23 protein-coding genes are annotated in these 20,359 nt (G+C 33.7%); 3 read left to right on the top strand and 20 right to left on the bottom strand.

Going from position 1 to position 20,359, the window contains the following annotated elements:
* Positions 1-471 precede the first annotated feature (471 nt).
* From ACE94K_RS06825 to ACE94K_RS06815, 3 genes are all read left to right on the top strand, one after another.
* Entirely contained in the window at positions 472-1,164 is a 693-nt protein-coding gene (locus ACE94K_RS06825) for a hypothetical protein (RefSeq protein ID WP_378181837.1), read from the top strand.
* Between the two features lie 516 nt (positions 1,165-1,680).
* Positions 1,681-2,385 (top strand): hypothetical protein, encoded by a 705-nt coding sequence (locus ACE94K_RS06820; protein WP_378181834.1) that lies wholly within the window; start codon positions 1,681-1,683, stop codon positions 2,383-2,385.
* 223 nt (positions 2,386-2,608) lie between these two features.
* Entirely contained in the window at positions 2,609-3,313 is a 705-nt protein-coding gene (locus ACE94K_RS06815) for a hypothetical protein (RefSeq protein WP_378181831.1), read from the top strand.
* On the opposite strand, the gene tsaB is transcribed toward ACE94K_RS06815, so the two are convergent.
* The 20 genes from tsaB to gcvH all read right to left on the bottom strand — a co-directional run bounded on the left by tsaB (position 3,267) and on the right by gcvH (position 20,330).
* Positions 3,267-3,926 (bottom strand): tRNA (adenosine(37)-N6)-threonylcarbamoyltransferase complex dimerization subunit type 1 TsaB, encoded by a 660-nt coding sequence (gene tsaB / locus ACE94K_RS06810; protein ID WP_378181828.1) that lies wholly within the window; start codon positions 3,924-3,926, stop codon positions 3,267-3,269. The genes ACE94K_RS06815 and tsaB overlap by 47 nt on opposite strands.
* 37 nt (positions 3,927-3,963) lie before the next feature.
* On the bottom strand, positions 3,964-5,244 hold the full coding sequence (locus tag ACE94K_RS06805) for an efflux RND transporter periplasmic adaptor subunit (protein ID WP_378181825.1): 1,281 nt from the start codon (positions 5,242-5,244) through the stop codon (positions 3,964-3,966).
* A 77-nt stretch (positions 5,245-5,321) separates the two neighbouring features.
* Positions 5,322-6,767, bottom strand: coding sequence for a TolC family protein (locus ACE94K_RS06800; protein WP_378181822.1), 1,446 nt, complete (start codon positions 6,765-6,767; stop codon positions 5,322-5,324).
* Positions 6,768-6,971: 204 nt separating this feature from the next.
* The gene (locus ACE94K_RS06795) at positions 6,972-8,096 is read right to left on the bottom strand and encodes an efflux RND transporter periplasmic adaptor subunit (protein WP_378181819.1); all 1,125 of its coding nucleotides are present in this window, start codon (positions 8,094-8,096) and stop codon (positions 6,972-6,974) included.
* Between the two features lie 32 nt (positions 8,097-8,128).
* On the bottom strand, positions 8,129-9,391 hold the full coding sequence (locus ACE94K_RS06790) for an ABC transporter permease (RefSeq protein ID WP_378181816.1): 1,263 nt from the start codon (positions 9,389-9,391) through the stop codon (positions 8,129-8,131).
* 15 nt (positions 9,392-9,406) lie between these two features.
* Positions 9,407-10,636, bottom strand: a complete 1,230-nt coding sequence (locus ACE94K_RS06785) for an ABC transporter permease (protein WP_378181813.1) — start codon at positions 10,634-10,636, stop codon at positions 9,407-9,409.
* Positions 10,629-11,330, bottom strand: coding sequence for an ABC transporter ATP-binding protein (locus tag ACE94K_RS06780; protein WP_378181810.1), 702 nt, complete (start codon positions 11,328-11,330; stop codon positions 10,629-10,631). The genes ACE94K_RS06785 and ACE94K_RS06780 overlap by 8 nt, the downstream gene beginning before the upstream one ends.
* 232 nt (positions 11,331-11,562) lie before the next feature.
* Complete coding sequence (locus ACE94K_RS06775; RefSeq protein ID WP_378181807.1) at positions 11,563-11,754, bottom strand: hypothetical protein; 192 nt, start codon at positions 11,752-11,754, stop codon at positions 11,563-11,565.
* 82 nt (positions 11,755-11,836) lie between these two features.
* The gene (locus ACE94K_RS06770) at positions 11,837-12,382 is read right to left on the bottom strand and encodes a DUF420 domain-containing protein (protein ID WP_378181804.1); all 546 of its coding nucleotides are present in this window, start codon (positions 12,380-12,382) and stop codon (positions 11,837-11,839) included.
* The gene (locus tag ACE94K_RS06765) at positions 12,375-13,109 is read right to left on the bottom strand and encodes an SCO family protein (RefSeq protein WP_378181801.1); all 735 of its coding nucleotides are present in this window, start codon (positions 13,107-13,109) and stop codon (positions 12,375-12,377) included. Before ACE94K_RS06765 ends, ACE94K_RS06770 begins: the two co-directional genes overlap by 8 nt.
* 3 nt (positions 13,110-13,112) lie before the next feature.
* Positions 13,113-13,766, bottom strand: coding sequence for a hypothetical protein (locus tag ACE94K_RS06760; protein WP_378181798.1), 654 nt, complete (start codon positions 13,764-13,766; stop codon positions 13,113-13,115).
* Positions 13,767-13,872: 106 nt separating this feature from the next.
* Positions 13,873-14,232, bottom strand: coding sequence for a cytochrome C oxidase subunit IV family protein (locus ACE94K_RS06755; protein WP_378181795.1), 360 nt, complete (start codon positions 14,230-14,232; stop codon positions 13,873-13,875).
* A gap of 27 nt (positions 14,233-14,259) precedes the next feature.
* The gene (locus ACE94K_RS06750; RefSeq protein ID WP_378181792.1) at positions 14,260-15,240 is read right to left on the bottom strand and encodes a cytochrome c oxidase subunit 3; all 981 of its coding nucleotides are present in this window, start codon (positions 15,238-15,240) and stop codon (positions 14,260-14,262) included.
* A 48-nt stretch (positions 15,241-15,288) separates the two neighbouring features.
* Positions 15,289-15,870: a heme-copper oxidase subunit III gene (locus tag ACE94K_RS06745; RefSeq protein WP_378181789.1), complete on the bottom strand. Its 582-nt coding sequence runs from the start codon at positions 15,868-15,870 to the stop codon at positions 15,289-15,291.
* Entirely contained in the window at positions 15,861-16,763 is a 903-nt protein-coding gene (gene cyoE / locus ACE94K_RS06740) for a heme o synthase (protein ID WP_378181786.1), read from the bottom strand. Before cyoE ends, ACE94K_RS06745 begins: the two co-directional genes overlap by 10 nt.
* A gap of 190 nt (positions 16,764-16,953) precedes the next feature.
* Complete coding sequence (locus ACE94K_RS06735; protein ID WP_378181783.1) at positions 16,954-17,697, bottom strand: energy transducer TonB; 744 nt, start codon at positions 17,695-17,697, stop codon at positions 16,954-16,956.
* A 127-nt stretch (positions 17,698-17,824) separates the two neighbouring features.
* Entirely contained in the window at positions 17,825-18,568 is a 744-nt protein-coding gene (locus ACE94K_RS06730) for an energy transducer TonB (RefSeq protein WP_378181780.1), read from the bottom strand.
* 116 nt (positions 18,569-18,684) lie between these two features.
* Positions 18,685-19,410 (bottom strand): energy transducer TonB, encoded by a 726-nt coding sequence (locus tag ACE94K_RS06725; protein WP_378181777.1) that lies wholly within the window; start codon positions 19,408-19,410, stop codon positions 18,685-18,687.
* A 154-nt stretch (positions 19,411-19,564) separates the two neighbouring features.
* The gene (locus ACE94K_RS06720; RefSeq protein WP_378181774.1) at positions 19,565-19,978 is read right to left on the bottom strand and encodes a VanZ family protein; all 414 of its coding nucleotides are present in this window, start codon (positions 19,976-19,978) and stop codon (positions 19,565-19,567) included.
* Positions 19,950-20,330 (bottom strand): glycine cleavage system protein GcvH, encoded by a 381-nt coding sequence (gcvH, locus tag ACE94K_RS06715; RefSeq protein ID WP_378181770.1) that lies wholly within the window; start codon positions 20,328-20,330, stop codon positions 19,950-19,952. The genes ACE94K_RS06720 and gcvH overlap by 29 nt, the downstream gene beginning before the upstream one ends.
* Positions 20,331-20,359 lie beyond the last annotated feature (29 nt).

Here is a 20,359-nt window from a genome sequence, read left to right as displayed (position 1 = left end):
ACGTATATTATTTAAAGCATCTCAGAAATCTGAGATGCTTTTTTTATTAAAAACAGATCTGATACGATATCGTATTTATGTAAAAGACCTTATGGGCAATCCTTAACGTTTGTCCGCAAAAAAAGATATTCCTTTTTAAAATTCTCCACTTTCATCAAGTTTATTATTAGAATCAAACAATCTTTTCCCTTAATACCCAATCAAAAAAACTTTTGTAATAATCATAAAATCTGAGTTTTACTACCAAAATTGAAACTTTTTCTTACAATATTTTCTTTTTTTAATCTTTTATTTACTGTTAAACCATAATAAAAAGATGTTAATTATGCAATAAAATAAAAGATAACAAACGAATATTTTGCGAAAAAACGAAATACTTTATCAAATAAGTAAAAATAACCCATTAAAAGTTGATTTTTTGCATATAATATTGCGTTTTATTAAATTTACATTAACCTAAATCTAATTGCCGTGAGAAAAAAACTACATTTATTATTTTTATCAATCTCCCCGATTTTATTTGCTCAACTTCCACAATCTTTAGTGGAACCTGCGGAAATGGTAGCTACTTTTGATGAGTATAATGGTTCTGTCTATAAAAACTTCAGATATAAAGATGCTAGTGTTATAGACGAGAAGTCAGGAACATTCGACACTAAGCTCCGTTATAATACATATACCGACGCTTTAGAACTTGAAAAAGGAGATGAATTGTTACAACTGGTGAAGAATCCAACATCACACGCAAGAATCGATGGAGATTATTATTATTACTGTGATTTTAAAACTCAGCGCGGATTAAAAAGATCAGGATATTATGTTCTCGTAGAACTAAATGATCGATATAGAATCTACAAAAAATATGATTTAAAAATTAAAAAACCTAACAAAAACGGAGCCGCTAACGGGAATGCCACTCCTGGAAAGCTTAGTATTCAAACAAAATACTTTCTTGAAGAAAGAGGGGTTATTATGGAACTCCCTATGAATAAGAAAGAAATTTTAGCAGCACTTAGTGACAAAGAAGATGAACTCAAAAAATATATGAAAAAGGAAGGTATTAAAGTTAAGAAAGAAGAAGACTTAATACGGCTTGTTTCCAGATATAACGCGTTAAAAACTACAGATGGAAGCAGTTCCAGAAGTTTATTTGTTAAATACTAGAGCAGAACACATTTATCATCCTAGTATTAAGAACCAATTATTAAAAAACAAAAACACCTCACGATGACCCATCAGAGGTGTTTTTTTATTTTTATAAAGTTACATTTTTTTAGTAAAAGAATTTCATCTTTAAATTTCCCATAGCTATAAAAGCCAAACACTTAAATTTTTACACAACCAAGCTATACTCATTTTTATGCATAAGAAATAAAAATTCTTTACTCCTTTTATTGACATTAAGATGAAAAAAAAGCGACTTTTTCATCTTTAAGAGTATTCCTTTACCTAAATCAATTGAAGTAATTTCTTACAAATTTATAACGTTTTCGTAACCAAAACTACTGTTTTACCATAAATAAACGATGTTATATTTTCAGCAAAAAAGAATATTTCCCACTAATACACTGATGAAAAAGTTAATCCTTTGAATAATCCGTAAAAATTATGTATTAAAACTCATATTTTTGTATTTAAACCTTCATTTTGCTACATTTATTTCACCTAAATCAATAAGCCGTGAGAAAAATATTACAATTTTTGTTTTTAGCAATATCGCCTATTTTGTTTGCGCAACTTCCGCAATCTTTATTAGAGCCAACAACGAGAGTAAGTACATTTGATGAATACGATGGTTCTATATTTGAGAGCCTTCGCTACAAAGATGCAAGTGTAATTGATGAGAAGTCAGGAACTTTTGATACTAAACTTAGGTATAATGCATATACAGATGCCCTGCAACATAAGGATGGATCAAATTTGTTCGAATTAGTTAAAAGTCCTACCACCCATGCCCGAATTGATGGTGACTATTACTATTATTGTGATTTTAAGACCCAGCGTGGTTTGAAAAGACCCGGATACTATGTTCTGGTAGAATTAAATGAACGCTATAGAATTTATAAGAAGTATTCCGTAAAAATCACAGAACCTAATGCAAAAGGATCGGTTAGTGGAACCGCAGCCCCAGGTAAAGTTCAAATAAAAACGAAATACTTTCTTGAAGAAAGAGGTGTCATCATGGAGTTACCAATGAATAAGAAAGAAATTCTTGCTGCACTTGGTGATAAAGAAGAAGAATTAAAAGCCTATATAAAGAAAGAACGTATTAAGGTTAGAAAAGAAGAAGATCTTATCCGACTGGTATCAAGGTACAATGCATTAAAAAGTAGTGATGCCAATCCTTCAAGAAGTTTACTTAGCACTCGATCCAGAAGAGATTAGTTACATATAAAAACTTCCAAAAAATATTATTAGCCATTTGCCATAGGTAAATGGTTTTTTTAATAACAAAGGTGGAGTTAGTTTATGCAACATTCTTTACCAATGTCTAATACATTTCAAAACTCCTATCAGCATCGTTAATTACGTTAAAAACGTATTTTATCGATGTTTTTTACCTTTAATCCAATTATTTTAGTATATTGTAGTATTAAAAAAAATTAATATGCGAAATTTATTACATATGCTAATATTTTTAACAACTTCTACCTTATTAGCACAATTGCCAGAAGAATTATTAAGGGTGACAGAGGAAACAAAAGTTTTCGAATCTTATGTAGGAACAGTTTACACAGATAAAAAATATCAGGATGCTACCGTCATCGCTGAAAAAATTGGGACATTTGATGCTCCTATACGTTTTAACATATTTAATGATGCACTAGAATACACAGATGGTTCTAATCTTTTTGAAGTTATCAAAAGCCCTACAACCCATGCGCGAATTGGTAATGATTATTTTTACTATTGTACATTTAAAGATGAACGTGGTTTTAACCAACACGGATATTATGTGTTATTAGAATTAAATGAGCAATATAGAATATACAAAAAATACGACTTAGAAGTTACGGAACCAAAAGACATGGATAACAATACAGGCTCCGCTCAAATTGGTAAAATAAAAACTAAAGAAACGTATTATTTAGAAGAAAACAATACGGCGATAGCGTTACCCACTAAAAAAAGTGACCTACTAGAAGCCTTTTCTGACAAAAAAGAAGAACTAAAAGCATATATTAAAAAAGAAAAAATAAAAACAAGAAAACCTGAAGATCTAGTGAAATTGGTAGCTAAATACAATGCATTAAAAAACATTGATGCTAACCCGTCACGAAGTCTTTTAAGTAATAGGGCTCAAAATAACTAACGTCTTCGAATTTATTACTTAAAAACTTCTTATAAGCTATTGTTGCCATCTCATTTGCAGATGGCAATTTTTTTAGAATAAATTCTGCATTCTGATGATTACAAATTTCAGTGAATTTTGTTACTCCATTTCCGATGAAGTACACTTTATTTTCTCTTAAATAATCTTGATAAGAAGTTTCTGTTAGCACTTCTGCCTCAATAGGCCTTAACTGATCATACTCATTGGAAAACACTGCAGAGTATACTTCCATTCTCCTTGCATCGATCATCGGTATTATCACCCCTTCTTTTGATTTGACTTGTAACGCCAGAGAAAGCAATGTACTCACAGAAATTAGTGGTATTCCTAATCCGTAAGATAATCCTTTTGCTGCAGAAACTCCAATTCTCAACCCTGTGTAAGACCCAGGACCTTTGCTAACTGCAATTGCATCAAGATCTGTAAAACTTAATCCTGACTCACTGATCACTTGCTCAATAAAATGATGTAAGCGCTCAGCGTGGGAATATTTAGTATCGTAATCTTCTTTGGACATCACTACTTTTCCGTCACCTACGATAGCTACGGAACAATTAGTAGTAGAGGTTTCTATACAAAGGATGTAGGTCATCTCTGAAATTTATGTAAAAATACCCTTAATTATATAATTATTCCTCGGTCTTTTCTTTCTTCTTTTCAGAAGTTACTTTATCACCAGTTTTTAGCGTTTTGGTAACAACGTTGTACGGTCCAGTGATTACTTCTTCCCCAACTTGTAAGCCTTCTGTAACTTCAATATTACTGTCATCCTGAATACCCGTTTTTACAACTCTTAGCTTGGCAACTTCACCATCTTTTACAAAAACACATTCAAACTTTTCATCAGACTCGGTAAGTTTTTCTTTTGTGTAAGATCTTTTAGCTTTGCTTGAAGTATCACTTTTAATTACAATGGCACTAATTGGAACCCCAATAATATTTTGTCTTTTATTAGTAATAACATCAACTGTAGCTGTCATCCCAGGCCTGAAAGGGGAATAACTTTCTGGTTTGTCTTTTACTAAATCTTGATAAGATTCTTCGAGTATACGGACCTTAACTTTAAAATTCGTTACCTGATCAGCACTTAATGTACTTTCTGCAGAGTTTGCAATTTCTGTTACCAATCCCTTAAATTGTTTTTTAAGATATGCATCAACTTCTACAATAGTAGAATCTCCTAGAGCCACTTTTACGATATCATTTTCATTCACATCAACCTCAACTTCCATATTGCTTAAATCAGCAACTCGCACAATTTCTGTTCCGGCCATTTGTTGAGTACCTACTACTCTCTCACCTAATTCTACAGACAGTTTAGAAACCGTTCCGCTCATAGGAGCATAAATAGTTGTTCTGCTCAGGTTGTCTTTTGCTTCATTTACTGTTGCCTGTGCGCTTTTGACACTATAAAAAGCTGATTGTTTGGCGGCTTCTGCTACTTCGTAGGCTGAGACAGAGGTATCCCATTCTGCTTTAGAAATTACTCCCTTATCAAATAATTCTTTATTTCGCTCATAGCTTAACTTAGCTTCTTTAAGACTTGCTTCTGCCTGCCTTAACCCGGCTCTTACATTTTCTAAAGCCGCTTGGGATCTATTTAAACCCGATTGAATAATATCAGGATTAATTCTTACTAAAAGATCTCCTTTATTAACCTGTTGCCCTTCTTTGATAGGTAAATCGATAATTTCTCCTGAAACTTCAGATGATAATTTAACTTCTACTTCTGGTTGAATTTTTCCTGTAGCAGAAACCGTTTCTACAATATCAAGTTTTTCAATTTTTGATATTTCGACTTCCTTGAGGTTTCCGTCTTTACCAAACCATCCTGCCTTTTTACCAAAGACAAGCCCTATAACCAAAACGACCACAACTATTAAAATGATTAGTAAAGTTTTTCTACTCATGATATACCTTAATATTAATTCTGTTGTATGAAATTACAACCTTTTCATCTGTAGCCCAAATAGAGACCACCTTTTATTTATAATTTTATATCTGCTAGTTTTATTCCGAAATAAAGTTCTAACACTTTAATTTTAAAAATGTAATCAAATTTTGCCTGTACTACATTACTTTGTGCATTTTCCAGTCTGAACTTAGACTGGCTAAAGTCAAATGCATTGGTTCTTCCTACGTCGTAACGATCTTTTGCATATTCATATGCTCTTTCTTGAGCTTTAACTGCAACTAAGGACGCTTCATAAGCTTCTGCTGACCCCTTTGCATCCAGATAAGCTTGATATACATTACTATCTAAATCCAATTCTGCCTGCTCTAACTGAAACTCAGTTCGCTTTACATTGATTTTACTTCTCTTTACAGCATTTCTTGTGGAAAAGCCATTAAAAATTGGTACGTTTAATGACAATCCATAAGAAAGGGCATCGTTATTATATAGCTGTTCAATAAATGGTGTTGGCCCAACTTCCTTTAACAGGATATTAGGTCTATTCGAAAACACGGTTTCTCCAGTACCTTCTACAGTACCGATTTCGTCAAATGGGTTTGCAGTGTCAAAGCCGTCAAATTCGAATGTGTTATTTCCAACTTCACTGGTATTGTATCCAAAAGAACCATTGAGAGTAGGATAATAAGCGCCTTTTGCTATTTCTAAATCTTTTTCTGCTATTAACTTATTCTGTTCGGCGATTTGAACCTCATATCTTGCTTCACGTGCACTAGATCTTATTTCGTCTATGGATTTGTTTAGTATTGAAGCCGAAGGAACCAGATAATCTTGATCAGCTATATCAAATTTTTCATAATCTTTTATCAATAATGTTTGTGCTAGTCCTACGCGTGCGATTAAAACTGCATTTTCTGCCTGTACTATACGTGTTAACTCATCTGCAGATGTAGCTTCAATTTCTAACAAATCTCCTTGTGGCAATACACCAGCATCCACTAAATCCTTAGTTCTTTTAAGTTGTTCTAAAGTGATCTCGTGCTGTTTCTCAATTACCTTTAAAGATTCTTTATTTAACAGAACTTGCAAATAACTATTGGCTATAAACAAGGCAATATCATCTTTTGATTTACCAAGATTATATTGACTCAATAGCTTATTCAGTTTTGCACGCTGAAACTGTTTTACATTTCTCAATCCGTCGAATAAAGTAATTCCTAAGCTAACTCCATATGATGAGGTTCTAAAAGTAGCTGTTTGATTCGTATTTGTAATTGGATCCAATGCCAAACCTGATCTCCAGAAGTTTGAAGCCTGCGCATTAAGGGAAGGCAGAAAATTACCCAATGCATCACTTTTATCAATAGCTGCATTATCTACATTAAGGGCAGACTGCTTGATGGTTATATTATTTTCTAAGGCATATTCAAGACATTCTCTTAATGTCCATTTTTTCTCCTGTGCCTGAATCGTTAACATCCCAAAAAGGGCACAGCAAATAATCGAAATTTTTACTTTCATCTGTTTTTCTTTATTTTCAGAGGTCAGAACGAAATTGAATCAAACCTTGTTTTCGCTTTAAATACTGGTTTAGATTTTATTTCACAATACCTATTTGTATACTATTGATAGTTGTTGTTACACTTATTTATAAAAAAATATGTTTTTTTCGAAAAAAGCCTATAATAGGGTTAAAAATAGGCATTATAATTTTTAGTCGTCTTTCTAGTTTTGACTTCCTTCAGGTTCGATTTTTACAGGTTCTGTTTTATTCCAAACTTTAATTTCATCCTCCTCTGTAACACCAGATAATATTTCTACATTAATTCCATCAGACAAACCAATTTGGACTTCTCGTTTCTCAAATTCCTGGTCCCCTGTTTTAATCTCTACAAAAGGTTCTTCTGTCTCTCTGTCAAATTGCAACAAAGCTTCTTTGATTGCTAGAACATTTTCTTTCACATCTAATACAATAGAGGCATTCGCGCTATAACCAGCTCTCACAAAGTACTCATCATCCAGAAATACTTCTCCTTCTATTTTAAATTGAACCGCGCCTTGTTCTTCATTTCCTTTTGGTGCAATGAATTTTAGTTTTGCATCAAACTCTTTATCTCTGATCGCGCCCAGGCTTACTTTTAAAGGCATATCTATTTTAAGTTTACTCACTTCTGCTTCATCAACTTTACCTTCAAAAATCATTTTGCTTAGATCTGCGATGGTAGCTATTGATGTTCCAGCATTGAAGTTGTTACTCTCTATTACCTGATCTCCTTCTTTTACCGGAATTTCTAAAATGGTTCCGGATACAGTTGCTCTAATATTGGTATTTGCAGAAGATGAACCTCCTGCAGAACCTAATCGTATGATTTGTAGATCACTTTGTGCATTAGAGAGATCTTGCTTTGCTTGATTATAATTTAATTCAATAGCATTAAAATCCTGACTAGAAATTACTCCTTTCTCAAAAAGGGCTTTATTTCTTTCGTATTCTGTTTTTGAATTATTTAAAAGAATCTGAGCATTTTTTACCCTTCCCCTGGCACTATTTAGCGCTTGTTCATTAGGTACTACTTTTACTTTAGCAATTAAATCTCCTGTCTTAATGGGATCACCTTCTTCTACAAATATCTTTTCAATGATTCCTGATATTTGAGGTTTGATTTCTACTTCGTCCTCTGGAATCACTTTTCCTGTTGCTACCGTTTTCTCTTCTATGGATGTTCTAAAAGCTTTTTCTGTAGTAAAAACTATAGGTGATTTACTATTAGAATCTATAAGATATTTACCAGAAAACCCCAGTAAAGCTATAAAAACTATTACTAATAAAATTTTAAAAAACTTCTTCATTATTGATTGATTAGATTATTTTGATTGTTATTTTATTCTTCTCTTAATGCTTCAATTGGTTTTATACTTACCGCTTTTTGTGCCGGAATCAGACCGATAAGTGTTCCTAAAAGCACAATAGATAATAATGCTCCTACTACGGCAAAGAAATCTACTGTTGGGTTTAAAATTGGTATATCTTCATTATTACCGATAGCGGAATTAATTGCCCATAACACCAATGTACCAAACACAAAACCAATAAGACCTGCTATAAAAGTTAGCATAATGGATTCGAGCATGATTTGACCCCTAACTTCTGAAGGTGTAGCACCCAAGGCTCGTCGTACTCCGATTTCTCGAGTTCGTTCTTTAACGGTAATCAACAGAACGTTACCTATTGCGATCACTCCAGCTATTAAAGTAGCAATACCTACTATGTAAGTGATCAATCGCATACCTCCCAAAAAACCATTAATCTTTGCTACTTCCTCTCCTAAATTAAAACTTCCGAACGCCTGATCATCATCAGGATGCACATCGTGCATTCTTTTCAGCGCTGTTTTAATGGTTGCTTCTGTATTTACAATATTTTTATCTGCCTTAGCGGTAATCACCATCCAGGATATATTTCTTCCCTGATTAAAAATAGTTTGAAATGTTGTAAAGGGTAAAAATATAGAGTCATCCCCTTCAAATCCTTGCTGGGTAGGTTTATACACTCCAATTACCTTAAAATAAATCCCGTTGATCCGCACAAAATCTCCTATAGCATTTTCCTCCTTATCGTAGAATTGCTTATATATATCTTCGCCAATTACACATACTTTACGCTCGTACTTAATATCCTCCTCATTGATGAATCTTCCTCCATCAAATATTTTTTTCTTGGATACTTTGTCTATCGTAGGATAATCTCCGAATACTTGAAAAGCTCCTGATTTTGATCCTCTTACAAACTGACCCGGGGGAGTACCCCATCTTCCGGTTACATTACGAGGCGCTATGTATTCTATATCATCGATTTTAGACTCTAGGGCTTCTACATCATCTAAGGTTAGTTGCATTCTTCTTCCTCGTTTAAACCCTTCATTAGGAATACTGGTTTGTTGCCCCCATAAAAACATGGTATTGGTTGCAAAATCGTTAAACTGGCTTCGAAAACTATTGTCAAGACCTTTAGCTAACCCCAATAGAATTACAAATAAGAATACCCCCCAGGTAACGCCAATAACCGTGATTATAGTTCTTACTTTATTTTTACGAATTGCTCCGTATATTTCCTGCCAGGTATCTCTTTCAAATATAAACTTCATATCACCCAATTTTTATTATTCGTCTCTCAAAGCGATTATAGGTTTTATTTTTGCAGCTCTTCTTGCCGGTATGTAACCCGCCAATAATCCGGCAAGTATTAGGATAATCGTTGCTATTACAATTACTCCCGTTTCTACTTTTGGATTTAGAATAAAAAAATCTTCTAAGCTATTGCCAATCAATTGCAACCCAAAAATTCCTAAAATCAAACCAATATATCCGGCTATAGAAGTAATTAAGACAGATTCTTGTAACACCATAACGATAATTGATCTGGGTGATGCCCCAAGTGCCTTTCTTATCCCAAGCTCTTTTGTTCTCTCTTTGATGCTAAATGTCATGATATTACCAATCCCGATAACACCCGATATCAAGGTTCCTATTCCTACTATAAAAATTACAAAATAGATACCTCCTAAAATCACCATGGTTTCTTTCATGTTTTCTACAAAGCTTCGAACTCTAACAGCGCTTTGATCATCAGGAGCCACATCAAATCTCTTTTTGAAATCTCTTTCGATTTCTTTGGTAAATGCAATAGCTTGCTCAGAGTTCATTGCCATATTATAGGTAATATTGATCTGATCTACGTAATCGTTATTTCCAAAAAGTAATTGCGAAGTTTTATACGGCATATAAATTATACGTTCCTCATTGTCTCCTCCACTATCCTGAAAAACTCCAACAATTTTATAGGCAATCCCATCAACATCCAAAGTTTGTCCTAATGCATTTTCTTTTTTAAAAAGATCTTTTTCTACCAGTCTGCCAATAACAATATTTTTTGCACGATCTTGTAGATCTGCTTCGTTAAGGTAGCGACCTTTCATCATAATAGTTTTTTCAAGATATTGATGATCAGGGTGTACTGCTCTTATACTGTAGCTTCCTGATTCTTTATCGTGCTTAGCTAAACCATTTCTATAAATTCTGGGGGTGGCGTATTCAACTTTTCCAAGATAATTAGAATTTATAAAATCAAAATCTTCGTTTTTGAACTGAATCTGTCTATTTTCCTGAAAACCCTTATAAGCTTTTGAAGTTCTGCCGCCTCTAATGAAAATTACATTTTGGGCGTCATCAACAAAACTACTTAGAAAACTATTCAGCAAACCATTTCCTAGCCCGAGTAACACTGTAAAAATTAATATCCCTAAAGCGACTGTAAATCCAGATAAAAAAGTTCTTAGTTTATTTTTCCCGATGGCTTCAAATATTTCCTGCCATCTATCTCTATCAAACATATTGCGATGCTCTTACTTGTTCCACAGGTTTATCTTCTACAATAACACCATCTTTAAGATGGACAATACGTTTACACATATTGGCTATATCTTCTTCATGAGTAACTACCAATATGGTTTTTCCTTCATCATTAATCCCTTGAATTATATCCATTACTTCATACGATGTCTTACTATCCAAAGCTCCTGTCGGCTCATCAGCTAAAAGCACTTTGGGGTCAGCTGCGAGTGCTCTGGCAATAGCAACCCGTTGTTTTTGACCTCCTGAAAGCTCGCTTGGCAAATGTGTTGCCCATTCTGCCAATCCGACTTTACCCAAATAGCTCATCGCTTTTTCGGTTCTCTCTTTTCTCTTTTTTCTTTGATAATACAGAGGCAGCGCCACATTTTCTAACGCTGTTTTGTAGTTGATAAGATTGAAAGACTGAAATACAAATCCTAAAAACTTATTTCGGTATTGCGCGGCTTTAGTCTCATTTAATCCTTTGATTGGCACTCCGTCCAGATAATAACTTCCACTATCTGCTTCATCCAACATTCCCAAAATATTAAGTAAGGTAGATTTTCCTGAACCGGAAGAACCCATAATAGCGACTAATTCGCCTTCTTTTACGCTAAAATTAATACCCTTAAGTACGTGAAGAGAATTGCTCCCCATTTGGTAAGATTTGTGTAAGTCTTTAATTTCGATCATACTTCAAGATTAAAATTCATAAAGTGTAAATAACACTCTTTTTCTTTTGATCAAGACTCACCTACTTTACTTACTACATATATTCTAGCAGATCAATTTTCTAGTTTTCCCTCTAGAAATAATTTGGATTGGTTAGTGCAGTCTTACCTCATTAGACTTCTACTACTGTAGTTTTGTTACACTATACTGTGTTATGAAAATGTTAAAGGTTATTAAGTCACTAAAAAAGTTGCTAATTACTTTCCGAATTTTTCTTCTTACCACGATAGAGTACATATCCTATTATACCCATGAGTATGTACGGAATAATCATTAAATAAACGATACCGTTATTGATCCCTCTTGCGGTTTCCTGTCCTTCTTCGCTTTCAAGCACTGCTCTACACATAGCGCATTGCGCATCTAGCGAGATGGTAAACAGCATAAGTAAAATCAATATATAGTACGTCTTGCGTGTCATTATAAATTCTAGAGTACGTAGAAATAATTTATTAAACTTTAAAAAATTAACTATAATATGGCGAAATCATTAGATATACAATAACTCCTGAAATTGCCACATATAACCATAATGGAAATGTTATTCGAGCTATTTTCTTGTGCTTATCAAATCTTTTGGATAAAGCTCTTACATAAGTAACCAGAACAAATGGAATTACTACGATGGACAATAAAATGTGTGTGATTAAAATAAACAGATAGATGTATCGTACTGCTCCTTCTCCACCAAATTTTGTAGAATCACTTGTCATATGGTAAGCTACATACATCAATAAAAACAAAACCGAGCATAAGATAGCAGATTTCATGAGGTTTTCGTGTAGCTTGACTTTTTTGTTCTTAATCGCCCAAAATGCAGCCAAGAGTATTATTGCTGTCAACCCATTAATACTTGCATAGATCGGTGGCAAAAAAGTTAATGGCTCTACATCAAAACCCATTTTACGCAAATTGACACCAAATAAAGCTGCAACCGCTATGGGGATTGCAACAGATAATATAACTATCCACTTATTATATTTATTTTCTAATTCTGATGTATTATTAACCATCTTTTTCTAGTAATTTTTTAATATCCTGTAACAAGATTGTAATTTGCTCCTCTTCGCCGTTTTCATCTTTCTTTTCTTCTACTCCAATTGTTCCTCTGTAATAGATTAAAGGGTTTCCTGAGGCATCGTAACGTGATCTAATGTATCCTTCTTGATCAATCAAGGCAAAATATCCATTATGCTCAAATCCACCGGGGACTTCAGGGTTTTCTGCCGCATAAATATTAAATCCCGCATTGGCGAGCTCATACAAATCCTCTCTTTCTCCAGTAAGCAGATTCCAATCCGGATTGGTAATTCCATAGTTTTCTGCATATTTCTTTAATATTCTGGGTGAGTCCCGTTTTGGATTGATTGTAAAAGAAGCAATACCAAAATTCTCATAACCCTTAAGTTCATTCTGTAAGTACACCAAATTACGGGTCATTTTTGGACAAATAGTAGGACAACTTGTAAAGAAAAAATCTGCTACATATACTTTTCCCTTATAATCGTGATTAGTAATTATCAAACTATCCTGATTCAAAAAAGCAAACTCTGGAACTTTTCTTGGTTTTTCATTTATTTTGATATACGAGAGTTTTTCATTCGTAACAGGGTTTTGAGCACTCATTCTATCATTTTTTACAATAGAAGACTGTTTTACCCTATTTACAATTCTAGGAATAAAAATAATTCCAAAAATTAAAATAATGAATGATATACCAACATATGAATATTTTTTCATAACCTATTTCTCCTTTCGATCTGCTTTATATTTTTTAAGTGCTAAACGATACTCAGCCAAAATCACTTTTACGTCATCTACCATCACATTGTTTAAATCTGCTACTGAGCTTGAATCATAGCCATAGACTTTAGGTTCTCGTTTATCTAAATTCTCTTCTCTGCCTCTTAAGTTAGCCTCTTTATCTATAATAAAAACATAGTTTGTAGCGTATCGCTGATCCAATTTGTAGGGAGTCTTGAGACCTTTGAATAATTGTTGTATACTTTCTGGAGTACCAAACAGAAATTTCCAACCAGACACATCTACAATATCATCTAATTGTCCCAAAAGTTCTTTGGCGGCATTTTCACTACCGTATGGTAAAATCATTACAAATTGAAAATCTCTAAACTCATAATTTTTTTTATAGATTTTTTGATTCAGATTAAATGCGTTGCCTTTTTTATTGAATGCATCTTCTCCAAAGAAACCTAATATTGTAATCTTATCTTTTAACGCAATTTGTTCTCCTGTAAGACTTTCGAAGTTATCAAGGTTTCCTATTGACTGCTCTAAAACCGGAAGCTTAGAAAAGTTGTCTACTGCTGAAGCAAAAAAAAGATACACCACTAAAGGCATAATAAAAAGTATTCCAAGAACTAAAAATTTTTTCATCAAATCTGAGACTTTACTTCGACTGCAAAAATAAAAAAGACGGTTAAAACCAACCGTCTTTTGTTATCTTTTATTATGCTTTTAACGTATGTATAGAGCATCTTATTTAGAAGTCCCAACTTTTATATCCTGCTTTAAATACTTCATAAATATAATCACCTTCTGTCAGCAGTATAAAAATCAGATAACTTATCAAAAATACAGCGGTCCAAACTACTGCTCTTCTCAAGCCTTTTGTCTCACCTTCCATATGCATAAATGACCAGGTAATATAATATGCTTTGTATATCGTTAAAATTATAAAGATCCAGTTTAGTAATTTCATACTAATCAAAGTGGTCTCTATTAAAAAGGCAGGCTTTATTATACCTAGAATTACTTCTACTATCGTCACTACAGATAATAAAATAAACACTTTCCAGATTCTAGCCGTATTCGATTCGTGATGTGCAGTATCGTGTGCCATAATATCTATTCTAAATTCTATTATTTATTAAACCAGGTAGAAGAATGTAAATACAAATACCCAAACTAAATCTACAAAGTGCCAGTAAAGACCAACCTTTTCTACCATCTCGTAATTCTTTCTTTTTTCGTAGGTTCCTAATATTACATTAAAAAATATGATAATATTGATAACTACTCCAGAAAGTACGTGAAATCCGTGAAATCCAGTAATAAAGAAGAAAAAGTTAGCGAATAAAGGAGTACCATATTCATTATGAATTAAATTAGCCCCTTCTACTATACCAACAGCATCTGTATTTAATCTTCTTAAAGATTCCTCTCTAGACAGTACTGTTTTCTCCCCAGTTTCAGTTAATATCTGTGTTCTTATTAAAAGATCACTTCTTTTGGAAAAACCAGCTTTTATTTCTTCAATTGTATAGGTAGGAAGCGGCTTTTCTGATTGATACCAAATTCCATTTTTATCTTTATGCTGTACTCGCTCCTGAGGCTGTTCTATAGCTATATCGTGCAATGCCACTCTATGACCTTCGGTATCTACAAACTGTAAAATCTGACCTCCTTTTGTCTCAACAGCACCATATTCACCTTTAATAAAGTTTTTCCATTCCCAAGCCTGTGAACCTACGAAGATAGCACCCCCGATTATTGTTAAAAACATATAAAGAATTACTTTCTTTTGTTTCATCTGATGACCTGCATCCACAGCTAATACCATAGTTACAGATGAAAAAATCAATATAAATGTCATCAATGCTACATAATACATCGGTGCATCTACTCCATGTAGAAACGGAAAGTGATTAAAAACTTCATCGGCAATCGGCCACGAATCAATAAACTTAAATCTCGAAAAACCGTAAGCAGCAAGAAACCCAGAGAATGTAAGTGCATCAGACAGGATAAAAAACCACATCATCATCTTACCATAACTCGCCTTGAGTGGTTGATTACCTCCACCCCAGATTTTGCCTTCTGTACCTGTATTAGTAACAGTTGTTTCCATATATAGAATTTGGTATTGTTAAATTTTCCACAAAAGTAATCAATTTTATTATCTAACGAAATATAAAAATAAAAAGAGATAAACCCACAAAACATCTACGAAATGCCAGTACATAGCACCCAGTTCTAAACCAAGGGTTTGCCCTCTTTTATACTTTTGTTTAAAATGATTATAAATTACGACTAAAAGCACTACCAGCCCGACAATTACGTGAACTATATGCAATACTACAATAATATACAAAAAAGTAGGAACAATGTTAGCAGACGGACCTGTAAAATAGTATCCCTGAGACATAATATCAGCAAAGCCTTGAAACTGTAGAAAAACAAACAGTATTCCTAAGCTTAAGGTAGTTAACAATAAAAGTGAAGCAAACCCTCTATTTTCATTTTCGATAGCCTTTTTAACAAGAAATAAAGCTATACTACTAGTCAGCATCACAAAAACACTTATTATGAACGCATTAGGAAATATTAGATCTGTTAACCAGTCTTCTCTTGTTTTACTAACCACATATGCACTGGTAAGTCCTGCAAAAGTCATGGTCATGCTTACCATTCCAAACCACATCATGGTTTTCTTTGCTCTCTTCTGTTTTTCAGTTGTGGTTCCTTGTGTTAAATCCATGCACGAATAAATTTATCTACTACATAAATGATTTGCAATAAAGTAATATAAGATACGCTAGCCAACATTAACTGTTTGGCTGTTTTGGCATCTTTACTTCTATATAAACGGATTGCGTACCGAAGTAAAAACAAACCTAATACGAAAATTAAAACTCCTGAAACCGGTGTTAAATACAATTTTCCGGTAACACCAAAAACTGGGATTAACGAAGCGACGACCGTCCACAATGTATAAATTATTACCTGCGTTGCTGTCCCTTTATCTCTTTTCCCGGTAGGTAACATAAAAAAGCCTCCCTTTTTATAATCTTCGAACAAAAACCATCCAATCGCCCAAAAGTGTGGAAATTGCCAGAAAAACTGTATCATAAACAATGTTCCCGGTTCAATACCAAAATCATTGGTAGCAGCAACCCATCCCAACATAAATGGAATCGCTCCAGGAATTGCACCCACAAAAACAGACAAAGGTGTTTTAGTTTTTAATGGAGTGTACAAACTAACATAGATGAATATCGAAATAGCCCCGAACATTGCTGTTTGAGGATTAATAAAATACAAGACTGAAATTCCCGATATAGTAAATACTGTAGCAATTATAAAAGCAGTACTTACAGACATTCTACCTGACGGAATTGGCCTATTCTTGGTTCGATCCATTAAGGCGTCGAGATCTCGCTCTATAATTTGATTAAAAGCATTAGATGCCCCAACCATAAAATAGCCTCCAATTGATAACAATACTAATGTACTCCATGAAATTGTATCAACTCCTAACAAGTAACCTGCTACTGAGGAAAACACAACGCTTAATGCTAATCGCATTTTAGTAATTTCCTTAAAATCCTGAATAACAGAAACTTTGGCAGTATCGACTTGGGTTATACTCAAATTTTGCACGTTTACTATAAAGCTTTTTTAAAAAGTGGTGCAAAGATAGGCCTTAAAAGCATTTTAGACAACTTATAACTATTTATAATTCACCTTTTAACAACTGTTTTAGTAAAACTCATATCGCTAACTACCACAGACAGATAATTTTTATTATAAAAAAACCCAGCTTAAACAAGCTGGGCGATTTCTAATTAATAACTTTAAAGGTGATGGGTAAAATATAATTCACTTTTACGGGTTCCCCTCCAATCTTTCCTGGTTCCATCCTAGAGAACTTTTTCACCACTCTTCTTGCTTCTTTTTCTAGTACAGGATGAGGAGCCCTGACCTGTACTTCCTTGATCATCCCATCAGTATCCACTTGAAATTGTACGTGGATTCTTTGCAAACCTTTTAGTCCGTACTCTTCCCCAAGGTCAGCATTAAACTTTCTTGATACAATTGTTTTAATCTTACTAGAAAAGCAAGCTATTCTTTCTTTGTTATCACTATACTCTTCACAACCTGGATAGATAGGCGCTACAGCAACCTCGTCAATTGGATAAACAATCTTCTCATCTCGACCTACTTCGATAATAGAATCAATAGGAATTGCTGTCGATTTATTGTTATCGTTTTCACCTATAAGCTGCTTTTTAAGCTTTTGTAATGCAACCTTATTGTCCACTATCTTTGGTTTGGTCCAATCTGGTTCTCTAACCGTTTTGGTTTTGAAAGTTACTTTACTCTTAGGCTGTTCTTCAACCTTAAAAACATCTATAGTAAAACTGTTATCATTCGTTTCAGTTTTACCTGTGTAAGTTGGCGCTATGGTCGACACAGATGTATACATCTCAAATCCCACATAGACACACAAAAGACTTGCGATAAGTCCGATCTGAAAGTTTACCAATGTACTTTTTCGTACATTAGCATCGTGCTTGTTACTCATACTATTTAGTTTTAACGTTACAATTAAAATCTGAATCAACAAGCATACCAAAAAGGAATCCCGTTTACGATTATCGTAACGGGATTCTAATATTTCTGTCTGTAATCGAATGTAATATACTATCCTATTAATCCTGAATTTTAAAAACGATGGGTAATTGATACTTTACTGTTACCGGTGTTTTACGCTGCATACCTGGCGTCATCTTAGGGAATAATCCTATAACTCTTTCTGCTTCTTTTTTAAGCTTAGGATGCGGGGCCCTTACTTGTATATTCTGAATAGTTCCATCGGCAGCTACGTCAAACAAGGTATATATTCTTTGCACACCACTCAATCCGTAATCATTCCCAATTCCTGTATCAAACTTTCTGGAAATAATTTTACTGATTTTTTCTGAAAAACAGGCTGCTCTTTCCTTATTAGTTTGAAGTCCTTCGCAACCAGGAAAAACGGGCACATCCTCTACTACTGAAAAAGGAACATTTTCAGGAATTTCCTCTTCTTCTTCTTCTCCAATAGTCTCAGGATTAAACGGAGTCGAATCGACAGGATCCTCACTCTTAAACTCTTCCTTCACATCATCAATAACTGTATTATCATCTACTACCTCAAAATCTGTAGGATCTGGAATTGGGTCTGGCTGTTTTTGAGCTACCACTTTTTGTTCCGGTTCCTGATAGACTTCAAACTCTCCATTCCAAATAAATGGTTCATTTTCTAAGGTAATTGGATCTGAAATTACCTTGTCAATGGGTTCTGAAGTATACACCTCAAACATTACATAGGTAAATAAAAGACTTGCTATAAGTCCAATCTGAAAATTTACCAATGTGCCTTTTCGCACATTAGCTTCATGCTTGTTACTCATATTATTTAGTTTTAACGTTACAGTTATTACTAAACACAACAAGCATACCAAAAAAAATTCCTCTTTGCACATACAAAGAGGAATCTTTTATATTATTTAAGAATATATGTTTTTTATTAATCCTGTACCTGGAAAACAATTGGTAACGAATACAGTACACCTACTGCTTTTCCTCTTTGTTTACCTGGAGTCATTTGTGGAAGCATTTTTACTACTCTCTGAGCTTCTTTTTCTAGTCTTGGGTGTGGACCTCTTGCCTGAACACCTACTATATTACCGTTTCGATCTATTTTGAAACGAACATATATTCTGTTTACTCCAGAAAGACCTAATTCACTTCCTAACTCTGTATTAAATTTACGGTTTACAAACTTCTTAACCTTATCACTCATACATTTCTTTTTCGCTGCATTTCCAGACTCTTTTTCACATCCAGGGAAAACTGGTACGTTTTCAATTACAGCAAAAGGAACATCTGCGATTTCTTCTTCTTCTTCAACATCTTCAACTTCTTCTACTTCTACGATTTCCTCCTCCTGATTCGTTTCTGTAGATTCAATAATTGTTTCTTCCACTTCCTCTTCATCTTCTACAACATCAATAATTTCTGGTGCTGGTGGTGGAGGTGGTGGAGGTGGTGGAGTATTTAAGTTTTGAGTAATCGGAACTTCTTCTTCCTCCAATTCATCAAGATTCACCTGACCTATATCAATATTATTTCGATCATAGGTTTTCCACTCTATACTTTGCCACGTAACAAACAAAACTAAAATTAGACCTAGTTGTAAAAACAAGGCGCTTTTTTTGGTCAAATCTGCTTTCGGATTTTTCTTAGGTTCCATATTACACTGTTATTATATGATTGCTAAAATAGCTAATTTCTTTTGTAAATTCCAACTAAAGATAAAAATGTAAAACAAAAAAATACAATTTTTAACTTTTAAAGCGTCTTACTAATTATTCGATTGTTCTTAAATAATAGTATGTAACAATTATCTAGGTCAACAAACCTTTCACACTAACCAACTTATTCTTAAGTACTTTAAGAAGTATTATTGCAAAAATAATGCCACCACTGTTTGCCAATACATCATACCAATCAGGACTGCGATAACTGGTGAGTAGCGCTTGTAGCATTTCCATTAAAACACCAAACAAAAACCCAAAAACCGAAGCTCTTATCAAGCTTTGCAAAAAATTTTTTCTTTGTTTTACTGAATAAAAGAAAAATAAAAACCAGACTATTGTAAAAACAAAGTATGCCAATAAATGCCCGATTTTATCGCTTGCTATCACCTTAATATCTACAGGTATGAATATCCTTGCCAGCGACAACCAAGCTATTAGACTCGTATAAGCGATCGCAAGGACTAGCAGATATCTATGCGCCAATAAGGTCTTTATACGCATCCGCAGATAAAAGATTATCAATTTCAGAAGTGTCCGCTATCTTTATCTTTACCATCCATCCTTCTCCATATGGATCATTATTAACCAATTCGGGATCACTTTCTAAAGCCTCGTTAAACTCAGTGATTTCTCCTGTTAATGGAAGAAACAGATCAGAAACAGTTTTTACAGCCTCTACGGTACCAAAAACTTCTTCTTGCTCAAGTTCTTCACCAACGGTTTCAACTTCTACATAAACGATATCACCTAGTTCACTCTGTGCAAAATCTGTGATCCCAACCGTTGCGATATCTCCATCTATCTTAATCCATTCGTGATCCTTTGTGTATTTTAATTCTGAAGGAATATTCATCCGAAAAAGTATTTAAAAGTTGTTATTAT

Origin of the sequence: Aquimarina besae, assembly GCF_042434905.1 — a bacterium.
GTDB lineage: Bacteria > Bacteroidota > Bacteroidia > Flavobacteriales > Flavobacteriaceae > Aquimarina.
This window is presented reverse-complemented; position numbering and strand designations above follow the sequence as displayed.

Excerpts from the sequence above, each read along its gene's own strand:
- ACE94K_RS06815 (WP_378181831.1), top strand. The coding sequence starts at position 2,609 with ATGCGAAATTTATTACATATGCTAATATTTTTAACAACTTCTACCTTA.
- tsaB (WP_378181828.1), bottom strand. The coding sequence starts at position 3,926 with ATGACCTACATCCTTTGTATAGAAACCTCTACTACTAATTGTTCCGTA.
- ACE94K_RS06805 (WP_378181825.1), bottom strand. The coding sequence starts at position 5,244 with ATGAGTAGAAAAACTTTACTAATCATTTTAATAGTTGTGGTCGTTTTG.
- ACE94K_RS06800 (WP_378181822.1), bottom strand. The coding sequence starts at position 6,767 with ATGAAAGTAAAAATTTCGATTATTTGCTGTGCCCTTTTTGGGATGTTA.
- ACE94K_RS06795 (WP_378181819.1), bottom strand. The coding sequence starts at position 8,096 with ATGAAGAAGTTTTTTAAAATTTTATTAGTAATAGTTTTTATAGCTTTA.
- ACE94K_RS06790 (WP_378181816.1), bottom strand. The coding sequence starts at position 9,391 with ATGAAGTTTATATTTGAAAGAGATACCTGGCAGGAAATATACGGAGCA.
- ACE94K_RS06785 (WP_378181813.1), bottom strand. The coding sequence starts at position 10,636 with ATGTTTGATAGAGATAGATGGCAGGAAATATTTGAAGCCATCGGGAAA.
- ACE94K_RS06780 (WP_378181810.1), bottom strand. The coding sequence starts at position 11,330 with ATGATCGAAATTAAAGACTTACACAAATCTTACCAAATGGGGAGCAAT.
- ACE94K_RS06775 (WP_378181807.1), bottom strand. The coding sequence starts at position 11,754 with ATGCTGTTTACCATCTCGCTAGATGCGCAATGCGCTATGTGTAGAGCA.
- ACE94K_RS06770 (WP_378181804.1), bottom strand. The coding sequence starts at position 12,382 with ATGGTTAATAATACATCAGAATTAGAAAATAAATATAATAAGTGGATA.
- ACE94K_RS06765 (WP_378181801.1), bottom strand. The coding sequence starts at position 13,109 with ATGAAAAAATATTCATATGTTGGTATATCATTCATTATTTTAATTTTT.
- ACE94K_RS06760 (WP_378181798.1), bottom strand. The coding sequence starts at position 13,766 with ATGAAAAAATTTTTAGTTCTTGGAATACTTTTTATTATGCCTTTAGTG.
- ACE94K_RS06755 (WP_378181795.1), bottom strand. The coding sequence starts at position 14,232 with ATGGCACACGATACTGCACATCACGAATCGAATACGGCTAGAATCTGG.
- ACE94K_RS06750 (WP_378181792.1), bottom strand. The coding sequence starts at position 15,240 with ATGGAAACAACTGTTACTAATACAGGTACAGAAGGCAAAATCTGGGGT.
- ACE94K_RS06745 (WP_378181789.1), bottom strand. The coding sequence starts at position 15,870 with ATGGATTTAACACAAGGAACCACAACTGAAAAACAGAAGAGAGCAAAG.
- ACE94K_RS06735 (WP_378181783.1), bottom strand. The coding sequence starts at position 17,697 with ATGAGTAACAAGCACGATGCTAATGTACGAAAAAGTACATTGGTAAAC.
- ACE94K_RS06730 (WP_378181780.1), bottom strand. The coding sequence starts at position 18,568 with ATGAGTAACAAGCATGAAGCTAATGTGCGAAAAGGCACATTGGTAAAT.
- ACE94K_RS06725 (WP_378181777.1), bottom strand. The coding sequence starts at position 19,410 with ATGGAACCTAAGAAAAATCCGAAAGCAGATTTGACCAAAAAAAGCGCC.
- ACE94K_RS06720 (WP_378181774.1), bottom strand. The coding sequence starts at position 19,978 with ATGCGTATAAAGACCTTATTGGCGCATAGATATCTGCTAGTCCTTGCG.
- gcvH (WP_378181770.1), bottom strand. The coding sequence starts at position 20,330 with ATGAATATTCCTTCAGAATTAAAATACACAAAGGATCACGAATGGATT.